This window comes from Ulvibacterium sp. (genome assembly GCF_028285715.1).
In the GTDB taxonomy this organism is placed as follows: Bacteria; Bacteroidota; Bacteroidia; order Flavobacteriales; family Flavobacteriaceae; genus Ulvibacterium.
The window spans coordinates 404667-427593 of sequence record NZ_JANQOO010000010.1; the positions used below are offsets into that span (position 1 = coordinate 404667).

At 42.5% G+C, this 22927-nt stretch carries 16 protein-coding genes; 12 read left to right on the plus strand and 4 right to left on the minus strand.

Features of this window, described 5'->3' with window-relative positions:
- Positions 1 to 59 precede the first annotated feature (59 nt).
- A complete protein-coding gene (locus Q0993_RS05090) occupies positions 60 to 4394 on the plus strand; it encodes a CusA/CzcA family heavy metal efflux RND transporter (protein WP_299530291.1) in 4335 nt (1444 codons plus the stop codon).
- A gap of 10 nt (positions 4395 to 4404) precedes the next feature.
- The gene (locus tag Q0993_RS05095; protein WP_299530293.1) at positions 4405 to 5544 is read left to right on the plus strand and encodes an efflux RND transporter periplasmic adaptor subunit; all 1140 of its coding nucleotides are present in this window, start codon (positions 4405 to 4407) and stop codon (positions 5542 to 5544) included.
- Between the two features lie 4 nt (positions 5545 to 5548).
- On the opposite strand, the gene Q0993_RS05100 is transcribed toward Q0993_RS05095, so the two are convergent.
- A complete protein-coding gene (locus tag Q0993_RS05100) occupies positions 5549 to 6370 on the minus strand; it encodes a ZIP family metal transporter (RefSeq protein ID WP_299530295.1) in 822 nt (273 codons plus the stop codon).
- Between the two features lie 2 nt (positions 6371 to 6372).
- Positions 6373 to 7029, minus strand: a complete 657-nt coding sequence (locus Q0993_RS05105; RefSeq protein ID WP_299530297.1) for a metal-dependent transcriptional regulator — start codon at positions 7027 to 7029, stop codon at positions 6373 to 6375.
- Between the two features lie 433 nt (positions 7030 to 7462).
- Here Q0993_RS05105 and Q0993_RS05110 point away from each other — a divergent pair, with 433 nt between their 5' ends.
- A complete protein-coding gene (locus Q0993_RS05110; RefSeq protein ID WP_299530299.1) occupies positions 7463 to 8617 on the plus strand; it encodes a lycopene cyclase family protein in 1155 nt (384 codons plus the stop codon).
- Here the strand turns inward: Q0993_RS05110 and Q0993_RS05115 are convergent.
- Complete coding sequence (locus tag Q0993_RS05115) at positions 8614 to 9588, minus strand: polyprenyl synthetase family protein (RefSeq protein ID WP_299530301.1); 975 nt, start codon at positions 9586 to 9588, stop codon at positions 8614 to 8616. The genes Q0993_RS05110 and Q0993_RS05115 overlap by 4 nt on opposite strands.
- 145 nt (positions 9589 to 9733) lie before the next feature.
- Between Q0993_RS05115 and Q0993_RS05120 the strand changes: the two genes are divergently transcribed.
- The 6 genes from Q0993_RS05120 (at position 9734) to Q0993_RS05145 (ending at position 17440) form a co-directional block, all read left to right on the plus strand.
- A complete protein-coding gene (locus tag Q0993_RS05120) occupies positions 9734 to 10276 on the plus strand; it encodes an RNA polymerase sigma factor (protein ID WP_299530303.1) in 543 nt (180 codons plus the stop codon).
- Positions 10277 to 10286: 10 nt separating this feature from the next.
- Positions 10287 to 10691, plus strand: coding sequence for a hypothetical protein (locus tag Q0993_RS05125; protein ID WP_299530305.1), 405 nt, complete (start codon positions 10287 to 10289; stop codon positions 10689 to 10691).
- An 89-nt stretch (positions 10692 to 10780) separates the two neighbouring features.
- Entirely contained in the window at positions 10781 to 11386 is a 606-nt protein-coding gene (locus Q0993_RS05130; RefSeq protein ID WP_299530307.1) for a TetR/AcrR family transcriptional regulator, read from the plus strand.
- Positions 11387 to 12733 carry a TolC family protein gene (locus Q0993_RS05135; RefSeq protein WP_299530309.1) on the plus strand — a complete coding sequence of 449 codons (1347 nt, stop codon included), beginning with the start codon at positions 11387 to 11389 and terminating at the stop codon, positions 12731 to 12733. It abuts the gene before it with no gap.
- Positions 12734 to 12765: 32 nt separating this feature from the next.
- Positions 12766 to 13932: an efflux RND transporter periplasmic adaptor subunit gene (locus Q0993_RS05140; RefSeq protein ID WP_299530311.1), complete on the plus strand. Its 1167-nt coding sequence runs from the start codon at positions 12766 to 12768 to the stop codon at positions 13930 to 13932.
- 7 nt (positions 13933 to 13939) lie between these two features.
- On the plus strand, positions 13940 to 17440 hold the full coding sequence (locus Q0993_RS05145; protein ID WP_299530313.1) for an efflux RND transporter permease subunit: 3501 nt from the start codon (positions 13940 to 13942) through the stop codon (positions 17438 to 17440).
- Positions 17441 to 17513: 73 nt separating this feature from the next.
- Here the strand turns inward: Q0993_RS05145 and Q0993_RS05150 are convergent, their stop codons facing one another.
- Positions 17514 to 17861 carry a nicotinic acid mononucleotide adenyltransferase gene (locus Q0993_RS05150; protein ID WP_299530315.1) on the minus strand — a complete coding sequence of 116 codons (348 nt, stop codon included), beginning with the start codon at positions 17859 to 17861 and terminating at the stop codon, positions 17514 to 17516.
- 255 nt (positions 17862 to 18116) lie between these two features.
- Between Q0993_RS05150 and aspS the strand changes: the two genes are divergently transcribed.
- The 3 genes from aspS to Q0993_RS05165 all read left to right on the plus strand — a co-directional run bounded on the left by aspS (position 18117) and on the right by Q0993_RS05165 (position 22897).
- Entirely contained in the window at positions 18117 to 19865 is a 1749-nt protein-coding gene (gene aspS, locus Q0993_RS05155; RefSeq protein ID WP_299530317.1) for an aspartate--tRNA ligase, read from the plus strand.
- A gap of 62 nt (positions 19866 to 19927) precedes the next feature.
- Complete coding sequence (locus Q0993_RS05160) at positions 19928 to 21034, plus strand: hypothetical protein (protein ID WP_299530319.1); 1107 nt, start codon at positions 19928 to 19930, stop codon at positions 21032 to 21034.
- Between the two features lie 78 nt (positions 21035 to 21112).
- Complete coding sequence (locus tag Q0993_RS05165; protein WP_299530321.1) at positions 21113 to 22897, plus strand: chloride channel protein; 1785 nt, start codon at positions 21113 to 21115, stop codon at positions 22895 to 22897.
- Positions 22898 to 22927 lie beyond the last annotated feature (30 nt).

A 22927-nucleotide genomic window follows, 5' to 3' on the forward strand; every position in this document is an offset into this window, starting at 1 on the left:
ACATCATTTTTAGGCAGACAAATTCACATTAGTTTGCCATAACCCTTATTCAGTGGATTATGTTATCGCGAATCATTAAATTAAGTATACGTAATAAGTTTATCGTTCTCCTTTTTACCCTTTTTCTTATCTGTTTTGGGTTGTACTCCTTGACCCAAATACCTATTGGCGCCGTTCCCGACGTGACCAATAACCAAGTACAGGTCATTACTACATCGCGCAATCTTTCTACCCAAGATATGGAACAGTTCATTACCTATCCCGTGGAGCTGGAAATGGCCAACCTCCCCGGAGTTAAGGAAATCCGTTCCATATCCAAATTCGGACTTTCCGTAGTAACCATCGTTTTTGATGATGATATGGGCACGTATTTACCCCGTCAACTCATTGCCGAAAAAATAAAATCGGCCTCTGAAAAAATTCCGGAAGGTTTCGGAACACCTGAAATGGGACCCATTTCGACAGGGCTAGGAGAGATTTATCAATACATCCTAGACGTAAAGGAAGGCTATGAAGATCAGTACACGGTGACCGACCTCAGGACTATTCAGGACTGGGTGGTAAAACGTCAACTCTCGGGCATCCCAGGCGTGGTGGAGGTAAATACGTGGGGTGGTTTTTTAAAACAATATGAGGTGGCCCTCAATACCGAAAAGCTCAATGCTATGGAGATTGATGCCAGAGAAGTCTTTACCGCATTGGAGGACAATAATAATGTAGTGGGCGGTGGGTATATAGAAAAAAGGAATCAAGCTTATTTTATACGGGGTGAAGGGCTTGTTATTTCGCTATCGGATATTGAAGAAATCGTAGTAAAAACTAGGGACGGTATCCCAATTTACATTAAGGATATTGCCGAAGTAGGATACGGTAGTGCCATTCGGTTTGGTGCCATTACAGGAAATGGTGAGGGCGAAAAGGTATTGGGACAGGTGATGATGCTGAAGAATGCCGATTCTAAAAAGGTTATCGATGCCGTAAAGGAACGGGTCGCCAGTATTTCCAAAACGCTGCCCGAAGGCGTTTATATCAACGCCTTCCTAGACCGCAGCGAACTCATTGCCAAGACCACGTCTACCGTAACCGAAAATCTGGTCTTGGGTTGTCTCATAGTTACTTTTGTTGTAGTACTGCTCTTGGGCAATCTACGTTCCGGATTAGTGGTTACATCGGTAATTCCGTTAAGCTTATTTTTTGCCCTTTCACTTATGTATCTGTTTGGAGTGGATGCCAACCTCATGAGTTTGGGTGCTATTGATTTTGGAATTATCATCGATGGTGCGGTTATTATCGTGGAATTCATTGCCTTTCAGATTACCCAACAACGTTCACAACTAGTCGCGCTTTCTAAAAACGACCGACAGAAAAAACGTGATGCCATTACCGAGAGCAGTACTTCCAAAATGATGAATTCTGCCATTTTTGGTCAACTTATCGTCTTCATCGTGTTTATTCCTGTCCTTTCCCTAAGCGGGGTGGAAGGTAAAATGTTCAAACCCATGGCGCTTACGTTTAGTTTTGCGCTTATTGGTGCCATTGTGCTATGTTTTACTTATGTCCCAGTAGCTGCGGCACTTTTCTTGAGGCCTTCCAAAACCGCTGAAAAAAATATTTCTGTACGGTTAATGAACCTACTGAACAGGGGATATGAGCCAGTAATCGATTGGGCCTTGCGCAGTAAAAGATGGGTGCTTGGAATTTCAGGAGGATTGCTTGTGCTGGCCGGAATTCTATTTAGTTCAATGGGGGGGGAATTCGTGCCAACTTTGGACGAGGGCGATTTTGTAATACAGCCCATACTGAAAACAGGTACTTCATTGGAAAAGACCGTGGAGATTACCACACAAATCGAAACCATCCTGCTCGAGAATTTCCCGGAAGTGGAGCAGGTAGTAACCCGTATTGGTGCGGCCGAAGTCCCAACGGATCCCATGTCCATGGAAGAAAGTGATATCATCATTATCCTAAAGCCCAAAAACGAATGGGTCTCCGCAAGGACCAAGGACGAATTGGCCGAAAAGTTTAAGGAAGCCCTGAGTGTAATCGCAGGGATGGAGGTAGAGTTTACACAACCCATAGAAATGCGATTTAATGAACTCATTACAGGCGTGCGGGCAGATATTGCCATTAAAGTGTTTGGGGAAGATCTGGATATCCTAAGTAAAAAGGGCAACGAAATAAAGGACCTGATCCAAAACGTGAAAGGAGCAGCCGATGTTTCCGTAGAAAAAATAGTGGGTCTTCCTCAGATGAACGTAAAATACAACAGGACTAAAATAGCACGATATGGGCTTAATATTGCCGACTTGAACGACATGGTGGCCATGGGCTTTGCAGGTCGCAACGTAGGTAATGTCTATGAGGGGGAAAAACGGTTTGAACTGGTGGTGCGGTTGGACAAACGGCAAAGAAAAGACATCGATAATCTCAAAAATCTGTATGTGGACCTACCCGCTGGGGGAAAAATTCCGTTAAGGGAACTGGCGGATATCAGTTATCAAAAGGGGGCCGCCAAAATTTCCAGGGACGATACCCGAAGGCGTATCGTGGTAGGTATTAACGTACGTAATCGAGACCTGCAATCCGTGGTGAACGATGTGCGTCGATTAATCGACGAAAATTTGCAGTTACCCGTTGGGTACTCCATCACCTATGGCGGGCAATTCGAGAACCTACAAAGTGCCAAAACCCGACTTTGGGTGGCCGTGCCTATTGCCCTCTTATTGATTTTTATCCTCTTGTATTTTGCCTTCAGGTCCGTTAAGGAAGCTTTGCTCATCTTTTCCGCTATTCCTTTGGCGGCGGTGGGTGGCGTACTTTTGTTGTGGTCGAGGAGTATGCCCTTCAGCATTTCGGCGGGAGTGGGATTTATTGCTCTTTTTGGAATTGCAGTGCTTAACGGAATTGTGCTATTGGAACATTTTAAGGAACTCGGACACCAATCTTTTAAAACTATGGAAGCACTTGTAAAACAAGGAACAAAGGATAGATTACGCGCCGTGGTGCTTACCGCCTCGGCGGCGTCCCTGGGTTTTTTGCCCATGGCGGTATCTACCAGTGCCGGGGCCGAAGTGCAACGGCCATTGGCCACGGTGGTCATTGGTGGGCTGGTCACGGCCACGCTATTGACCTTGATAGTGCTACCCGTACTGTATATTATTTTTAGCGGCACGAAAACCAATCTCCCAAAAAAACGGAAGACAAGAAACAAGGTAATGCTGTTGTTGACAGGAATCCTGTTGCCCACTATGGCAAGGGCTCAAGAACGACCATTGGTCTTGGATGATTTGTTATCAATAGCCCTGGAAAACAATGCAGGTCTAAAAGCGGCCAAATTACACGTTGAACAGTCCGACGCGTTGATATCCAGTGCCTTCGATTTTAATAAGACCGAGATCTATTATCAATATGACGAAAATAACCTTACGCTGACGAACGAGCCCCTTCGTGTTTTTGGAATACAGCAAGATTTTCTGTTCCCAACCGTGTATTTCGCGGAAAAACGTCGAAATAAGGCTCGCGCCTTAATGGCGGTAAACCATTACGAAATCGTACAAAAAACTATAAAACGTGAAGTGGTCGCCACATATTACACCTACCTGTATGCCAAGGAAAAGGAAGCTATTTTTAAACGATTGGATAGCCTCTACCGAAGTTCCTCCCGAATGGCACAACGCCGTTTTGAACTGGGGGAAACCAATTATCTAGAAAAGATTACAGCACAGTCCAAACAACAACAAATGACTATTCGTTTGGAACGTGCCATTCAGGAAATCGCCATTGCAAGGACAAACCTGAGAAGAGTAATTCAGACCGATTCCCTTCCGACAATTGCCCTAATACCACTGACCAAATTTGTTTTGCATTCTCCCCAGATGGCCCTAAGTCCCGAGCTCCGATATTATGAAAACAATGCGACTTTGATGCAAGCGGAACGGAGCCTGGCCACACAACAATTGCTACCGGATATTGGCCTTAACTACTTTCAGGGTACCACACCTAACCTAAACGGCACATTGATAGGTTATCAATTAGGGCTTAAGATTCCCCTTTTCTTTAGCGGTCAATCGGCAAGGATAAAATCCAGCAAGATAGCCGAGGAAATAGCCGTAGAAGAATCCAAGGAATATAAAATTCGATTTAGTGCCCGTTATGACGAACTCATGGCCCAATACAAAGCGCATATGAAAGCCTTGGAATATTATGAAAAGGAGGGAAATCAGCTCTCCGAAGAACTTTTAAAGACCTCGGAATCGAGTTTTAGAAACGGAGAAATCGATTTCTTCCAGTATATACTTAGCTTGGAAAATGCCTATGAAATACAGTTGGATTATTTGGATAATCTCGACCTGTTTAACCAAACGGCCATCAAACTTAACTATCTAAACCTTTAAAATTTTATCTATGAAACATTTACCCTATATATCGCTCGTTACCCTGGCCCTTTTAAATACTTTGGGCTGTGGGGAAAACAAAAGTACCGGGGCCTCCGAAGAGAATGTGGAAACGGTTATCAACGAATTTATCGTAACTAGGGAACAGTTTAAGAAAAATGGGATGGAGTTGGGCCATTTGGAGGAAAAATCCTTTCCAATGACCGTAAGTACCAATGGTAGAATAGATGTCCCTCCCGAAAATATGGCGGTTGTAAATGCGATGATGGGTGGTTACATCAAAAAAACACCACTTTTAATTGGGGACAAGGTAAACAAAGGCCAGCTTTTGGTTACTTTGGAAAATCCTGAATTTATTGCCCTGCAACAAGAATATCTGGAAGTAAAGGAGCAATTAGTCTATCTGAAATCCGAATACGACCGACACAAAATCCTTTTTGAGGAAAAAATTTCCTCCCAAAAGAACTATTTAAGGACGGAAAGTGAATTTAAAACCGCTCAAGCCCGATATAATGGGTTGCAAAAACAATTAAAAATGCTGAATATTTCTCCATTAGAAGTAGAAAACGGGAATATCACGGCTACAACTTCACTCTATGCCCCTGTATCAGGCAGCATTACTAAAATATGGGTATCCAAAGGTGTCTACGTATCTCCTTCTTCCCCTATTTTGGAAATTGTGAACAATGAACATATTCATCTAGAATTGGTTGTTTTTGAAAAGGACATTATGCAAGTGGAGAAAGGACAGCCCATACATTTTAGGATTCCCGAAGCTTCGGACGAGACCTTCGAAGCAGAGGTATATTTAGTAGGTACGACCATAAATGAGAATCGTACCATTCAAGTCCATGCGCATCTAAAAAACGAGAAGGAAAACAGATTTCTAATGGGAATGTTTGTTGAGGCGGACATTGTTACGGATGAAGACCGGGCCCCTGCCCTTCCCTCGGAGGCTATTGTGACCATTGATGACAAGACCTACGCACTTCTCCTTGTTTCCGAGAATGATGGCAATTATCAATTCAGGAAACTGCAAGTACAAATAGGGCAGACCCATGCCGGTCATACCGCTATTGGGAACATTGAAAAATTGGATGCCAACGGCAAGTTTTTGGCCAAAGGCGCTTTTGGGCTAATAGGGGAATAAGGTTTTATCCCAATCCCACATCCAACGTCATCATAATAATAAAACCCCCGATAAAACCCATAGTGGCAATGTCCGTATATCTGTCTTGCTGCGTTTCGGGGATTACCTCCTCTACCACCACGAATATCATGGCCCCAGCTGCAAACGAGAGCGCATAAGGCAAAATAGGCTGGAAGGTCAATACGGCCCATGCTCCCAAAACCCCAGCTATGGGCTCAACGATAGCCGAGGCCTGACCGTAAAGAAAACTCTTATAACGGCTTAAGCCTTGACGGCGTAGTGGCATAGCCACTGCAAAACCTTCCGGGAAATTTTGTAAGCCTATGCCCAAGGCCAGTGCTACTGCACCACCAATGCTGGCTCCCTCAAACCCCGCTGCCACACCTCCAAAGAGTACCCCTACGGCCAAACCTTCAGGAATATTATGTAGGGTTATGGCCAAGGTAAGTAGGGTGGTCCTGTGCCAAGGGGTCTTAACACCTTCGGCCTCGCTTTCCTTAAAATTGATATGCAAATGAGGTAGAATTTTATCCAATCCATAGATAAAAATGGCCCCAAACAAAAAACCAATGGCCGCAGGAATCACTTTTACAAAGCCCTCCCCTGGACTCATCTCTATCCCAGGGGCCAAAAGACTCCAAAAACTCGCAGCGACCATAACCCCACCGGTAAAACCTAGCATCCCATCCAAAAGGGCCCTATTCATTCCCTTGAACAAAAAAACCAGGGCGGCACCACATGCCGTAAGCCCCCATGTAAACAAAGTGGCATAAAGCGCTGCTAAAATTGGGTTTATGGATTCAAAATAATCGATTACCTGTTGCATAGCTATTCTGTAATTTTAATATAGAGATTGGCTGCAATCTGTTCGGAAATATGAATATCCCGGCCTTTAATTTTTAAATGTAGCGAGCCATCGAACTCCTCCTTGTCCAAGACCTGTATGGCATCGCCCAAGGCGATATTGTTCTTGTCCAGGAATTTTAGGAAGGGGGGTGTGGAATCCTTGACCCCGACACATATTCCCTCTGCTCCAATGGGTACTTCGTTCAATAGTTTTTTGATCGCTTTCTTAAATTCGCCTTCCTTTGAAGGTATGGGGTCCCCGTGGGGATCAACTTGCGGATATCCCAAATGCTTATCCAAACGATCCACCAATTTTTCACTTTTTATGTGTTCCAACTGCTCCGCAACGTCATGTACCTCATCCCATGAAAAGTCCAATTTTTCGACTAGGAATACTTCCCAAAGACGATGCTTTCGAACCAAGGTCAAAGCCGTTTTCGTACCGAACTCGGTTAGGTATACCCCTTTGTATTTTTTGTAATTGACCAGTCCCTTTTCCGAAAGTTTTTTGACCATATCCGTTACCGAAGAAGGTTTGGTCTCCATTTGTTCCGCAATGGAATTGGTGGATACACTGGTAAGCTCCCCTTTGCTCAAGTGATAAATGGTTTTAATATAGTCTTCCTCCGAAAGTGTCATTCAAATTTCATTTTATACAAAAATACATTTTTATATGTAAAAACAAATTTTTAGACAACACTAAAAATTTGTTTTGCTATAATTAAAAAGAAATCTAATTATCTATTCTCCTTGCATTTCCCAGGTTTTTGTCCCTTTTGTCGGTATGAGTAGAACACTAAACCTGTGAGCTTATTGGAAGGTCTGGTACACACTGAAATGTAAAGTCCCGCTTTCCTTAAAAAAACCAACGGCCCGTATTTTTCCGACCCTACATATATCTATGGGCCAGCTATAGGTCTCCTGGGTTTTTCGGAATGTGCTATCGATTATACTTAAGATTACCCGCCTCCGACCAAAAGCCCAGGAAAGTAGATTAAAAAGAAAGGACTAAGCCGAACCGAAGTATTGCCAAACAGAGGATATTCCATACTTTTAAAGGCAAAACGGGCACTTGCAAAAAGAAAATACACTATTTGATTACATCATTATCGGTGCGGGAGCCGCAGGTCTTATGTTGGCCGAGGCCATGGGCAGGGATGTCTTTTTTAGGGATAAATCGATTTTAGTATTGGACAAGGACGCCAAAAAAATCAATGACCGCACCTGGTGTTTTTGGGAAAAGGGACCAGGCCATTTTGATGATATTGTACACCAAACCTGGGACCATATTTATTTTTCCGGACAACGGTTTTCCGAACGGTTTCCTATTGCGCCATATTCCTATAAAATGATCAAGGGTATCGATTTTTATACGTCATACTTCAGTCGGATTTCGAGCTTCCCAAATATTATATTCAGCCAGGAAAAGGTGTCAAAAATTCAAGAAGGAAAGGACGTGGTAAGGGTGATTACGGAAAAAAAGGAATATAGGGGAAAGCAGGTCTTTAACAGTATTTTTGACTATCGGATGGCTACCGGGCAAAAGAAGTATCCGGTACTACAACAGCATTTCCTTGGGTGGTTTTTGCGAACCACTCGTCCTATTTTTGATGTGAATCAAGCTACCTATATGGATTTTTCAGTTCCGCAACAAGGTAATACTCGATTTATTTATGTCCTACCTTTCTCGGAGACCGAAGCCCTAGTGGAGTATACCCTATTCTCCGAGGATTTGCTTCCAGAGGAAGACTACAAAGACGCCCTGGTAGACTATCTAAAATCTAAGTTGAAGAGTCCCGATTTTGAGATTATGGAAACAGAAAAGGGTAATATTCCCATGACCTGTTATAATTTTAGTGAACATAATACCTCAAAGATTTACCATATAGGAACAGCGGGCGGTTGGGCCAAACCCAGCACGGGTTACACTTTTATGAGTACATCCAAAAAGGTTCCCATTCTTTTGGAGTTTCTGAAAACCGGTAAGCCCCTGAACACATTTCGTTTTAAGAATAGATTTTGGTATTACGATTTGTTGTTTTTAGATGTACTAAAGGATAACAATGCCATAGGATTTAAGGTGTTTGAAGCTCTTTTCAAAAATAGGACGCCCCAACAGGTCTTTAAGTTCCTTGATGAAGAAACCAACATTTGGGAAGACTTGGGAAATATTTGGGGAAGTCCAAAAATTCCGTTTACCAAGGCACTCCTTAAACGATTGTTTTAAACTTGGCGGCGCATTAAATTTTCACCAAATTGCTGTAGTGAAGCCTTTTTATCGGTGGGAACATCCAGCCTTTCGAGACTTTTAAACGCTCTTTGGGTATAGCCCTCAATAGCTGTTTCCGTAATTTTGGCCGTACCGCTATCGATGAAAATCTCCTTAATGGAATTGATTTTGGCAGTGGGGTCTTCAGGTCTAATGGAATACAGGTCCAATAACTCCTTTTTTTGTTCCGGTTTAGCTAATTCCAATGCTTTTAGGTATAGGAATGTCTTCTTATTTTCAATAATGTCACCTCCTACTTGCTTACCAAAGGTCTCCGAATCACCAAAGACATCTAAAAAGTCGTCCTTTATTTGAAAGGCGATTCCTAGATTAAGTCCAAAATCATAGACCGCATCTTGCGCATCCTTTGGCGCTTTGGCCACAATGGCACCCATTTTTAAGGTAGCCGCGACAAGTACCGCCGTTTTATACTCGATCATCTTCAGGTATTCGGGAATGGTCACATCGTCCCTTTCCTCAAAATCCATGTCATATTGCTGGCCCTCACAAACTTCCAAGGCTGTTTTGCTAAAAAGTTTTGCCAAATCCCTGAACATTGGGTTTTCATAATTCTCAAATAACTGATAGGCAACAATGAGCATGGCATCACCTGAGAGAATTCCGGTATTTATATTCCATTTTTCATGTACCGAAGGTTTGCCCCTACGTAACGGGGCCCGGTCCATAATATCGTCATGCACCAATGAAAAATTGTGAAAAACTTCTACAGAAAGTGCTGCATCCAAAGCCTTTTTATAATCGACTTCAAAGATTTCCGCGGCCATCAAAACCAGAACAGGACGTAGACGCTTGCCTTCCAAATTCAGAATATAGGTAATAGGTTCATATAGGTTTCTGGGCTCCTGAGTCTCTACTCTCTTTTCCAAATACGAAATGAACTCGGAACGATAGAATTCTATGGATTGCATTGTAACAATTTTCCCCAAAAATACACCTATTGCCAACATCTTATGCAGTGCACCCCGGAAATAGTAGTGAATAAGTGAAATAAAGTGCAATAGATTAGAAAACCTTCGTCTATATAATTGAAGTTTTCCAATAACTCACTTTCGAATGGTTTCGAATACCGAAAACTATACCAAGTTAAAAACCTTTTTCAACGACGAATATCATTCGCTGAGATTCTATGTAAAATCGCGAATAGATAATGCGGCGGATAGGGATGCCGAGGATATTGTGCAGGACGTTGCCCTTAAGCTTTTTTCTAGGGCCGATAATCTTTCGCCTATTGAAAATATTGCTGGTTTCGTGTACAATTCCATACGCAATAAGATTATTGACCTAATGCGCACCAAAAAGTCCGAAACACGTTTGGAAAGCGAAATAGAAGATCGGTTTATGGAGTTTGCGGAAGTGTTCTACGGCAAAACGGACAATGCCTATTCAGATCATATGAAAAACGAGTTGAAACGGGCAATCTTCAATTTAAAGCCTGATTATCGCGATATTTTATTGGCCGTGGATTTTGAGGGTTATAGCTACAGGGAACTGTCCGATGAAACCGGGGTTCCCCAGGGAACATTGATGTCTAGGCGCCATCGTGCCCTAGCACTGTTATTGACACAATTAAAATCAGAAAAAAACAACAATAATTAAATGTAAAAAAATGGAAGATCATGTAGAACGTGTCGTAAAGACCAAAGTAAAAAAAGAAGTCACCAAAGCATTCAAGGTATTTTTCGCCATTACAGCCGCCATAGTTTTTGTGTTTCTCTTTGGCTATATCATCATGTGGCTTTGGAATTGGCTAATGCCGGATATTTTTGGTTTGACCAAAATTACTTACTGGCAAGCCGTTGGTATTCTGGCGTTGGCGAAAATTCTTTTTGGAAGCTTTGGAGGCCACCATTCGAAAAGCAAATCAAAGTCCGGAAGAAAATGGAAATCCATTGAGTGCCGGGGCTCAAGAAATGATTTTTCAGAATGGAAATATTATGACAGCTACTGGAAAGAAGAAGGCGAAAATGCCTATAAGGAGTATGTGGAGCGAAAAAAACAAGAGGAACAATGATATCTGTCAGTGGCAATGTTAAATAATTGCAAAACTTTGGAAACTTTTAATGTGTTTTAAGTTTCCCAGTGTATATTTGCGGCCTTATTATGAAGGAAGAAATCTTAGAAAAGGCTACGGATATGTTCTTGAACCTAGGGTTCAAAAGCGTTACTATGGACGACTTGGCCAACGAGATGGGTATCTCTAAAAAAACCATCTACACCCATTATGACAATAAGACAAAACTCATAGAAGATAGCACTTTTCATCTTTTTTGTGGCGTATCCGAGGGTATAGATTACATCTGTTCCCTAAAAAAGAATCCAATTGAGGAAATCTATGAAATCAAAAAATTCCTGATGCTTCATTTAAAGGGCGAAAAGTCTTCCCCGCAGTATCAACTGCAAAAATATTATCCCAAAATTCACGAAAACATCAAGCAAAAGCAATTCGAAATGATGCAGGACCGTGTCTTAGACAACATTAAAAGGGGAATGGAACAAGGCATATACCGGGAAAATCTGGATATCGGTTTTGTTGCGCGGATTTACTTTTTCGGGGTTACCAGTATAAAGGACCATAATCTTTTCCCAATAGAAAAGTTTCCAACGGAATCTTTAATGGACAATTATTTGGAATATCATATTAGAGGTATCGTAACGCCCAAGGGGCGAAAAATATTGAATGCAATTATCAACTCAAACCAGGAATAGATGAGGAATCTTTTTATAGTGTTCTTTGCACTTTGTGCCAGTACATTTGCATATTCACAGGAACAGGTGGAACAGACCTATAGCTTTTCCTTGGAAGAGGCCATTGCCTTTGCCATGGAAAACAATTATAGCTCCATTAATGCCAATAGGGATCTAACCGACGCCCAAAAACAAAAATGGGAAGTCATAGCATCTGGGCTTCCCCAAATCGATGGGACCGTAAATTATCAAAATCAATTGAAGCAACCGGTTTCTTTAATACCCTCTGAATTTTTCCCGGATGGGGAACCCGGCACATTTACACCGGTGGTCTTTGGTGTGCCCCAGCAGATTATCGCTACGGGAACCTTGAAGCAGCAGATATTCGATGGATCCTATATCGTGGGCGTACAGGCCACCAAGGCTTTTTTAAGGTACAGCGAGTATAATAAGGAAAAGACCGATTTAGATGTCAGGAAAGCAGTAGTGGAAGCTTACGGTAATGTTTTGCTGGCACAAGAAAGCGTAGAAATTTCCGAAAAGAACAAGGCCACCTTGGAGAAAAATTTATACGAAACACAAAAACTCTTTGAAAATGGTCTAGGGGACGAGGAAAGTGTGGAGCAATTGGAAATAACGCTTTCTTCGGTTGAGAACCAACTGAAGAATGCCATACGTTTCGAAAAGATTACGTTGCAAATGCTGAATCTTATCATGGGCATAGATATAGATGCGCCCACCAAACTGGAAGAAAATCTGGACAACTTGACACAAAGCCAGATACAGTTTGCGCTTTTGGAATCCGATTTCAATATCGAGAACAATGTGGATTACAAATTGGTCCAGAACCTTAATGAACAACGTTTCTACGAATTAAAATTGGCCAAAAGCAAGGCATTGCCAACATTGAACGCTTTCATCAACTATGGCACATCCGCTTTTGGGAATAATTTTGAATTTTTTAATAGTGATCAGGATTGGTTTGAATTTTCAACATTTGGCGTAGACCTTACCATTCCCATATTCAGCTCCTTGGGCAGAAGCGCAAGTACCCAACGTGCAAAAATTGCCTTTGACAAAGCCAAGACGCAATTGTCGGAAGCGGAAGAACAGATAAGACTGCAATGGGAAAGGGCAAAAAGTGATTTCATCTTTGCCACCGAAGAATATGAAACGGCCAAGGAAAATTTGCGATTGGCGGAACGTATCGAAAACAAAAACCAAATCAAGTATTCCGAAGGTATAGCCAGTAGTTTTGAACTGAGGCAGGCACAGACTCAATTGTATGACGCACAACAAGGCTATCTTCAATCCATGGTAGATGTCATCAATAGGAAAACCGATCTGGAAACCATTATAAACGAATAAGTATTTAACGTATCAACTATAAACCTTAAAAAATGAAAAAGACAATATATGTTTTAGTGTCCGTCCTGATGATTGTGGCCTGTGGGGGTTCTGGCGAACAATCTCTTGAGGCTTTGATCGCAGAAGGGAATCTTGAATCCCTACGTGCGGAAAAAACAAAAATTGCCGGAAAACAAAAGGAATTGGAATCCAGCATTAAGCTTTTGGATTCTGTAATTGCGGTTAAATCCGGTGAGGAAAATCTACCGCTGGTTACAACTTTAACCGCTACCCCTGAAAAATTCAATCACTTTTTAGAACTTCAAGGCAATGTAAAAACAAAACAAAATGTCTTGATTTACCCAGAGATGTCGGGCACCCTCCAAAAAGTCTATGTTAAGGAAGGGGACAAAGTTAGAAAAGGACAGTTGTTGGCCACCATAGATGATGGGGGCGTGGGAAGTCAATTGGCACAATTGAAAACTCAGGCTGCATTGGCCCAAACCACCTTTGAGCGGCAAAAAAGGCTATGGGACCAAAAGATAGGTTCAGAGATACAGTACTTGCAGGCCAAATCCAATTATGAAGCAGCTGAGAGTGCCGTCAACCAAGCAAAAAGCCAACTGGGAAAGTCATCGATTAGGGCCCCTTTTACGGGAATTATCGATGATGTCATAAAAGATCAGGGAACGGTAGTGGCTCCTGGGGTAGGTTCCGAAGTATTCCGTATTGTTAACTTATCGGACATGTACGTGGAGGTAGACGTTCCTGAAAATTATCTTAGCGGTGTTCAAGAAGGAAAGAAAGCCAAGGTTTTCTTTCCAGTCCTACGAGATACCGTGGTATCGACGATAAGACAAACCGGAAATTTCATCAATCCCGGCAATAGGGCCTTTCGAGTTGAAATATCGGTTCCCAACAAAAACGGTCATATAAAGCCGAATCTAACTGCCAAGGTGAGTCTTAACGATTATACCAATGAATCGGCCATCCTAATCCCCCAGGGCATTATTTCCGAAAATGCCGAAGGGCAACAATATGTATACGTTGCGGAAAAAATGGGTGAAGACAAAGCCACGGCCAATCGGAGGATAATTGAGACCGGACTGGCCCAGGGTAGAATGGTCGAGGTACTTTCCGGGATTGCGGAAGGAGAATTATTGATCGAGGAAGGAGCTCGAAACATCAAGGAAGGGCAAAATGTAAAAATATTGAACTAGCAAAGCGATGAGTAGACAACAGAAAAACGCCAACAAAGAGTTTAGGTTATCCTCCTGGGCCATAGACAACCCTTCGGTTATCTATGTAATGATTGCTATCTTCCTTTGGGTAGGGTTTAAGGCCTATCAGGCCATGCCACGAGAGGATTTCCCGGAAATTGTGGAAACTAAAATTTATGTGAGCACCTTGTTTCCTGGAAATACGGCCGAGGATATGGAACGGCTTGTTACAGATCCCTTGGAAGATCGACTAAAAAACCTGAGCAATGTCGTAGAGACCATTTCTACTTCTCAGGAAGACTATTCCATCATTACCGTGGAATTTGACGAAGAGATTACGGTAGAGCAGGCCAAACAGAACGTTAAGGACGAAGTAGACGTTGAAAAGGCAAGTGAGGATTGGCCCACTTTTAATGGCGCCAAAGTGGAGCCCAATATCTTTGACCTTAACTTGGCAGAGTCCTTTCCCATAATGAACGTTAATTTCACTGGAGACTACCCTGTTGAAAAGCTGAAGGAATACGCAGAGTATCTAGAGGATGAAATAGAAAACCTTCAAGAAATCAAGGAGGTAGATATTAGGGGGGCACAGGAAAAAGAGGTCGAAGTTGCGGTGGACGTTTACAAAATGATGGCCGCCAGAGTAAGCTTTCAAGATGTAATAAACGCCATTGCCAATGGCAATATGACGATGTCTGCCGGAAACATAAAGACCAGTGAGCAGCGCAGGACCATTCGTATACTCGGGGAAGTAGATGATCCCCAGGAGCTGAATGATTTTGTCGTTAAATCCGAGAATGGGGCAGTGTACCTGAAGGACATTGCTACGGTCTCCTTCGATGAAGAGGAAAAAACCACTTACGCCCGGGAATTTGGTGAAAGTGTGGTTATGCTTGATATTAAAAAACGGTCGGGCAAAAACATGATCGAGGCTACCACCAAAGTCCGGGAGCTCGTAAAAGAGGCAAAGGAGAATTATTATCCGGCCGATCTTAATATTTCCATCGCCAATGATTCTTCGGGAAGAACCTTGAACCAAGTGGATGATTTGGTGAACAACATTATTTTCGGGATTATCCTAGTGGTAACCGTATTGATGTTTTTCCTTGGATTTCGCAATGCCCTTTTTGTCGGTTTTGCCATCCCAATGTCCATGTTCATTTCGTTCACCATATTGAATCTATTTGGGAATACCCTCAATACGATGATCCTGTTCGGAATGATTATGGGTCTGGGAATGCTCGTGGATAATGGTATTGTGGTCGTGGAAAATGTATATCGTTTAATGGGCGAGGGCATGTCACGGGTCCAAGCCACCAAGAAAGGTATTGGGGAAATCGCTTTTCCCATTATCATTTCCACGGTGACCACGGTCGCTGCCTTCGTCCCACTGGGATTATGGCCCGGAATCTTTGGTCAGTTCATGATTTTCTTTCCGCTGACGTTGTCCGTTGTTCTGGGATCCTCATTGTTCGTAGCCATTTTCATGAATTCCATGCTGGTATCCCAGTTTATGGAAACCGGTCAAAAGGAACTCGACCTGAAGCAATTGATACGGACCACGGGTATTTTGGTAGCCATCGGTATTTTTATTTTCATTGTGGGTGGTACAGTTCGCGGGCTCGGTACGGTCATAGTTTTCACCGCTATAATGTTCTGGGTATACAAGTACTTCCTGAAACCAGGGGCCAACCGATTTCAGAATAGGATTATGCCACGATTCGAGAACTTTTACGAGAAGCAGATAAAGCACGCCTTAAAAGGAGGAAATGTATACTGGTATTTTGGTATTACCGTTTTCTTATTGGTGGCAACCTTTATGCTCTTCGGGATGTCCATAGGAGCGGGACGGACAAAAATCGAATTCTTCCCGGACAATACCCCAAATGAAATCTATGTATATATTGAATATCCGCAAGGCACTTCAATCGAAAAAACGAATGAATTGACCCAGAGTGTTGAAAAAAGGGTATATGAGGTAGTCAATAGGCCACAGTATCGAAATGGGGAAGAAAGCTATTTAGTAGAATCCGCGGTTTCCCAAGTTGGTGAGGGTGCAGGAAACCCCCAGACGGATGGAGGTTCCTCCGCCGAAATGCCTCATAGGGGCAAAGTGACGGTTTCCATGCGTGAATACAAATACCGGAACGGACTGGATACCGAGGAACTACGGGGTGCCATTCAGGATAATCTAAAAGGTATTTATCCCGGAGTTACCATTTCCGTTGAAAAAGATTATAACGGCCCACCGGCCGGTTATCCGGTAAACATAGAATTGGAAGGAAAAGATTACGATCAACTGATCAGCACCGCGGAGGAAATCCGGAACTTCATCAATACCAAGAGCATTCCTTTTATAGAAGAACTGAAAATTGACGTGAACAAAAGTAAACCCTCGGTACAAGTGGTTGTTGACCGTGAAAAGGCAGGGGAACTTGGTGTTGCCGTGGGACAAGTGGGTACCCAGTTGCGACGTTCGCTTTTTGGTGAGAAAGCAGGGGTCTACAAATTGGATGGTGAAGATTACGATATTAATGTCCGATTTGATGAAAGTATTCGGTTCGATAAGAATGCCCTGTTCAATCAAAATATCATTTTTAGAGATCAAGCAAGCGGGCAGATCAAGGAAGTACCGGTGTCGGCTGTGGCCCAACAACGAAATTCCTCCGGATTCAGTGCTATTAAACACAGGGACGGGAATCGCGTGGTTACCGTATATTCCGGACTAAAGGCAGGGGGCAATCCGGCCGAGGTAGTAGCTCAGGTCCAAGAAGAAATGAAGAATTTCAATGGTATTCCGGAAGGAGTGAAAATAGACTTTACAGGTGAAATTGAAGAACAGAACAAACAAATGCAATTTTTGGTCGGAGCATTTTTTGGTGGTTTGGGATTGATTATGCTTATCTTAATTTTCCAGTTCGGGGGCATTTCCAAACCGCTTATTATTATGATTGCTATTTTCTTGAGCTTCATCGGCGTCTTTGGCGGATTAATGTTGACCGGTTGGCCTTTTGTAATTATGATGACCATGATGGGTATTATTTCCCTAGCCGGAATCGTGGTCAACAACGGGGTGGTACTTCTTGACTATACCCAGATATTGATCGACCGTAAGAAAGTTCAGTTGGGTATGGATGACAAGGATTTGTTGAGTATGGAGGAGGTTACTAAAATAATTGTACAAGGAGGTAAGGCGAGGTTACGTCCTGTAATCTTGACCGCCATTACTACTGTCCTAGGCCTGATTCCGTTGGCCATTGGTTTGAATATCGACTTCTTCTCCCTTTTCTCTGAATTTAATCCCAAAATTTATATGGGTGGGGATAATGTAATTTTCTGGGGTCCATTGGCTTGGACGGTTATTTTTGGATTGATAGTGGCTACCTTCCTTACCTTGATCATAGTTCCCGTACTATTCAATATCACCTACCGCATTAAGGTACGGATATGGGGAACCGGGAAAACGACCAAAGTAAGTGATGAAAAAGAGCTGGAAGTTGCTGCTTAGTAAAATCTCTTCTTACGCTAAATAGAAACGGCCCCTTATCGGGGCCGCTTCTATTTCACCTCGTAAATTCGTATTAGTTTATAACAACGGGTTTTGTATCCGAGGATTCTATTATACTGGCAATCCTGTTATCCGCAAAATCCACCTCTTTGAGGACTTCCCCTTCCCAGAAATACCATTTTCCGGTCCGCTTGCCCATTTCATAGTTTCCCTTTGCTATTTTTTTCCCGGCTTCATCGAACATCGTCCATTGTCCGTGCAGTTTTCCTGCTAAAAAATAGCCGGTTTGTGCTATCTCGCCATTATCGTGAAAATACGTGGCCTTCGTTAAATCACCTTCCTTTTCAAAAGTGGGCTTATTTTCTTGGGCACAGATTCCTAAGCTGAATATAAGTGCCAATACTGTAGTAATTAATTTCATAATATTATCGGATTTAAGTTCGCATCTATTCAATATGAACGTTACAAAGATACATTTATTTTACACAAAAAACATGTTTGCATAACTTTTAATTAACATTAAATTTACATTGTGAATATAACACTCTCATTTATATATGTTTATGACTTTTATCAGTTTTTGATTCTTTTCGTCCTTTTTTGGGAAAAATGGGACGAAATACATATCCTTTAAACAGGGATACTTCTTAACTTTGCCGTCCTAAACCACAATATTATGTACAGGAGTCATACCTGCGGTGAATTGAGGGAGTCCCATAGCAATACTCTGGTTACGCTTACCGGTTGGGTTCAAAAGACCAGGGATAAAGGTTTTGTAGTCTGGGTAGATTTGCGAGATCGCTATGGTATTACCCAATTGGTCTTTGATGAAGAACGTACTTCCAAGGACTTATTGGAAAAGGCTAGGAATTTAGGCAGGGAGTTTGTAATCCAGGCGAAAGGAACGGTTATTGAAAGAGCTTCCAAAAATCCCAACCTTCCTACCGGGGATATAGAGGTTTTGGTGAATGAACTTATCATTCTCAATACGTCCAAAACACCTCCGTTTACTATTGAAAATGAAACCGATGGCGGTGAGGATCTGAGAATGAAATATCGTTATTTGGACATTCGCAGAAACCAGGTCAAAGACAATCTTATTTTTCGCAGTAAGGTAGCTATAGAGGTACGCAAATATCTCTCAGAGGAAGGTTTTATTGAGGTGGAAACACCGTATTTGATAAAATCCACACCTGAAGGTGCCCGAGACTTTGTAGTGCCCAGCCGAATGAATGAAGGACAATTCTATGCTTTGCCCCAGTCGCCACAGACTTTTAAGCAACTGTTGATGGTAGGGGGAATGGACAAATACTTTCAGATTGTCAAATGTTTTCGGGACGAGGATTTGCGAGCGGACAGACAACCCGAATTTACTCAGATAGACTGTGAGATGGCCTTTGTGGAACAGGAAGATATACTAAATACCTTTGAAGGCCTTACGCGACATTTGTTGGCGGAAATTAACGGAGTTGAAATAGATGCTTTTCCCAGAATGACTTTTGACGAAGCCATGAGGCGCTTTGGAAACGATAAACCAGATATCCGTTTCGGCATGGAACTGGGTGAATTAAATGAAGTCGCCCAACATAGGCATTTCAACGTATTCAATTCGGCCGAATTTGTAGGTGGTATTGCCGTTCCCAATGGTGCCGAATATACTCGAAAGGAGATCGATAAATTGATAGATTGGGTAAAACGCCCCCAAATCGGTGCAAAGGGAATGGTTTATGTAAAATGTAATGAGGATGGTACCTTTAAATCATCGGTAGATAAATTTTATGACCAAGATGACCTAGCCAATTGGGCGAAAGTTGTTGGGGCCAAGGTCGGTGACCTCATCTGTATACTGTCTGGCCGCACCGATGAAACCCGCGCCCAACTAAGCGCATTGCGTATGGAAATGGCGGAGCGTTTGGGGCTTAGAAAGTCCAACGAATTTGCCCCGCTTTGGGTCACCGATTTCCCTTTGTTGGAACTGGACGAGGAAACGGGTCGCTATCATGCCATGCATCATCCGTTTACCTCGCCAAAACCAGGTCAATTGGAATTATTGGAAACGGATCCTGGAGCTGTAAAGGCCAATGCCTATGATTTGGTCTTGAACGGTAATGAAATTGGCGGTGGATCCATCCGTATCCACGACAAGGATGTCCAAGCCACCATGTTCCGACATTTGGGCTTTACTCCAGAAGAGGCGCACGCCCAATTTGGATTTTTGATGGATGCGTTCCAATATGGCGCTCCTCCCCATGGTGGTATAGCCTTTGGTCTGGATCGTTTGGTTGCAATTTTAGGCGGACAGGAAACCATCCGGGATTTTATTGCCTTTCCCAAAAACAACAGTGGTAGGGACGTAATGATCGATGCTCCCTCTCCTATTGACCAAGAGCAGTTGGATGAGTTGGGGCTAAAACTTCGAACCTAGTAAGTTGAACCGGGTTTGGGACAAAGTCCCGTATTCTTTGGCAGGACACTTAACAGCGTACCATGAGAACTATTTTAGTAGTATTTACCGTCCTATCCCTTAGTTGTAGCAAAAACAGTACAGATACCGTGCCCATTGAGGCTAAAATAGACCTGGAAGGATTGACTTCCGGTATTGGTGAAATCACCTCTACTTCAATAGAGCTTCAATATACCTATTCAAATCTTACGACAAATGGAGGGGATTTGGCAACAGAAATTTGGTACAAGAAGGTTACCGATGAAGACTGGTATATTCTAGAAACCCCCATTGAAAATCAAAAGGTGGTGGAAATCAACAATCTTGATCGTGGGACTGCTTATCTCGTAAAGCCCGTATTCAAGGTAAACAATTTTGTAAAGGAAGGTGAAGAGATAGATTTTATAACACTCCCTTTTAATTACACGTTTATACGGGAAGAAAATCCCAATAGTATCTTGATTACCAACATATTTGGTGATGATAACTACAACGAGGTAAAAGATGGTATTGTTACATTTTTCAAAAGTGAAAACGACAGTATTCCTACGGAAGTTACCATTATCTCTAAGGATTCCCTACTAATCATGCCTTCGGATGAATTGCCCAACTTGTTTGATCCGTTCGTCTATGAAGAAAAGTTGGAAGCAACTTTAACACTTCGATTCAATGACTATTATAACGGTAGTTTTGGTACCATTAGTCTATTTAATCCGAAGCCAAAAATAGATGTGCTGAATTTTCAAAAGATAGTGCCCTGTAGTGAAACGGACAAGACAAAACTGCTTTTTCAGGGATTTTTTTGGGATTCATCAATTAGGACAGAAACCGACTTTAATAAACCTGAAGAATATCAGATTAAAATTACAAGTGTAGAGAATCCGCTTATAACCACACCAACTTACACGCTATTAGATCAGAGGGTCCATGACACCGATGACGTCAATTCGTTTTTGGCAAATAGCTGCGAGGAGGGTTTTACAATCATTGAGGATCCCCCGATCAGAAATTCGTTTCACCGGGGAAGCTTTATGTGGATTTCCTTTCCAACAGAGATTTTACCAGAAGGAACCTACGTATTACAATTCGATGTAATCAAAAACGGAGCACTCCTATCGGCGGAACCTTTCGAGTTTCAGTTGCAGTACTAGGGATCCCACTGAGGTACGCTTTGCAGTTTTCTTCAATGGAAATTGGATACCTTTGCCCTTAGTCAATGGATGGATGCAATGCCCTACCCTAAGAAAAGTCTATTAAAACGTGTGTTGGTCTGGAGATATAAGCACATCTCCAACAAAACATTTATCCAAATACTTAGTGTGGTAGTTGGCCTTTTGGCCGGTTTGGCTTCGGTTACCCTCAAGAACATCACGTATTTTATAGAATCTTCCCTGGAAAGAGGCATCCTTTTTTCCAACTATGGGATGTATTTTGTGTTACCCATAATCGGTCTGGCACTCGTGTATCTATACGTTAAATTTGTACACAAGGAAAAACTGCAACATGCCGTTTCCTCAATTCTTTTTTCACTATCCAAAAAGAAAGGCATCATTGCGCCCAAACATATTTATACCCAATTGATTGCTGCTCCGCTGACTGTGGGTTTTGGAGGTTCCGTTGGTCTTTTAGGGCCAGCTGTAGCCTCTGGGGCCGCAATCAGTTCCAATTTGAGCCGGTTGTTCCATATCAACACCAAGACCCGTTCCTTATTGATCGCTTGTGCCTCCGCTGGGGCTATTGCCTCTATTTTTCAGTCTCCCATTGCCGCTATCATTTTTGCCGTAGAAGTGTTTAGCCTAGACTTGACCATGTTATCCGTATTACCTCTTTTACTGGCCTCAATATCCGGCGTACTTACCTCATACTTCTTTTTAGGCAACGAGGCCCTTTTTAACTTTACGATCACAGAGGATTTTGAGGTAAAGGATACACTGTTCTATATTGTTCTCGGTGTGGGGACCGCTTTTGCCTCCATATATTTCACCAAAATGTACTTTGGCATTCAAAAACTCTTTAAGCCTTTCAGGAGTCCAAAGTACAAATTGCTTGTAGGCGGTTTGGCCATAGGGGTAATGTTGTACTTTATTCCTCCCCTCTATGGGGAAGGTTTTGGATTCATCAATAACCTTTTGGATGGTGAACATACAGTTGCCTTGGGCAGAACACCATTTGATGCCTATATTGAAAATATTTGGGTGGTAATAGCGCTACTTTTTGGCATTACTATTTTCAAAGCCGTAGCTATGACCACTACTTTGGCGGCAGGTGGTGCCGGGGGGATATTTATCCCCACCATGGTAATGGGCAGTGCCTTAGGCAATGTTGTCGCAAAAGTGATAAACCATTCGGGATTGGGAATCTCCGTTTCCGAAAGTAATTTCACATTAATCGGTATGGCCGGTCTTATAGCCGGCGTATTGCATGCCCCGTTGACCGCAATATTTCTAATTGCAGAAATCACAGGAGGCTATGTTCTTTTTGTCCCACTTATGATTACGGCCTCTATTTCTTATTTAATTACCAAGAATGCTATCGACCATTCCATCTATACCAGGGAATTGGCGCAACAAGGAGCTCTATTGACCCATAACAAGGACCAGGCGGTGCTTACTTTGATGCAATTGGATGATGTTATTGAAAAAAATTTCAAACCCGTATCCCCTGATATGACCTTGGGTGATATGCTACACCAATCGGTATCAAAATCTACCCGCAACATTTTTCCAGTGGTAGACGAAAAACAAGCCCTGGCCGGTATCATATTGTTGGACGATATCCGGGAATTTATGTTCGATACTTCTATGTACGATACGACACTGGTCAGGAATTTTATGCGAAATCCTCCAGAGCATATTTTTTACGGAGAGGACTCGATGCAAAAGGTAATGCGAAAATTTCAAGATAGTGGGGCTTGGAATCTTCCGGTAATTAAAGAAGGTAAATATCTTGGTTTTGTGTCCAAGTCTAAATTGCTGACCGCCTACCGCCGCGAGTTGATCAACTTTACAAGATAATGGACAGGATATTAGATTAGCTATTCATAT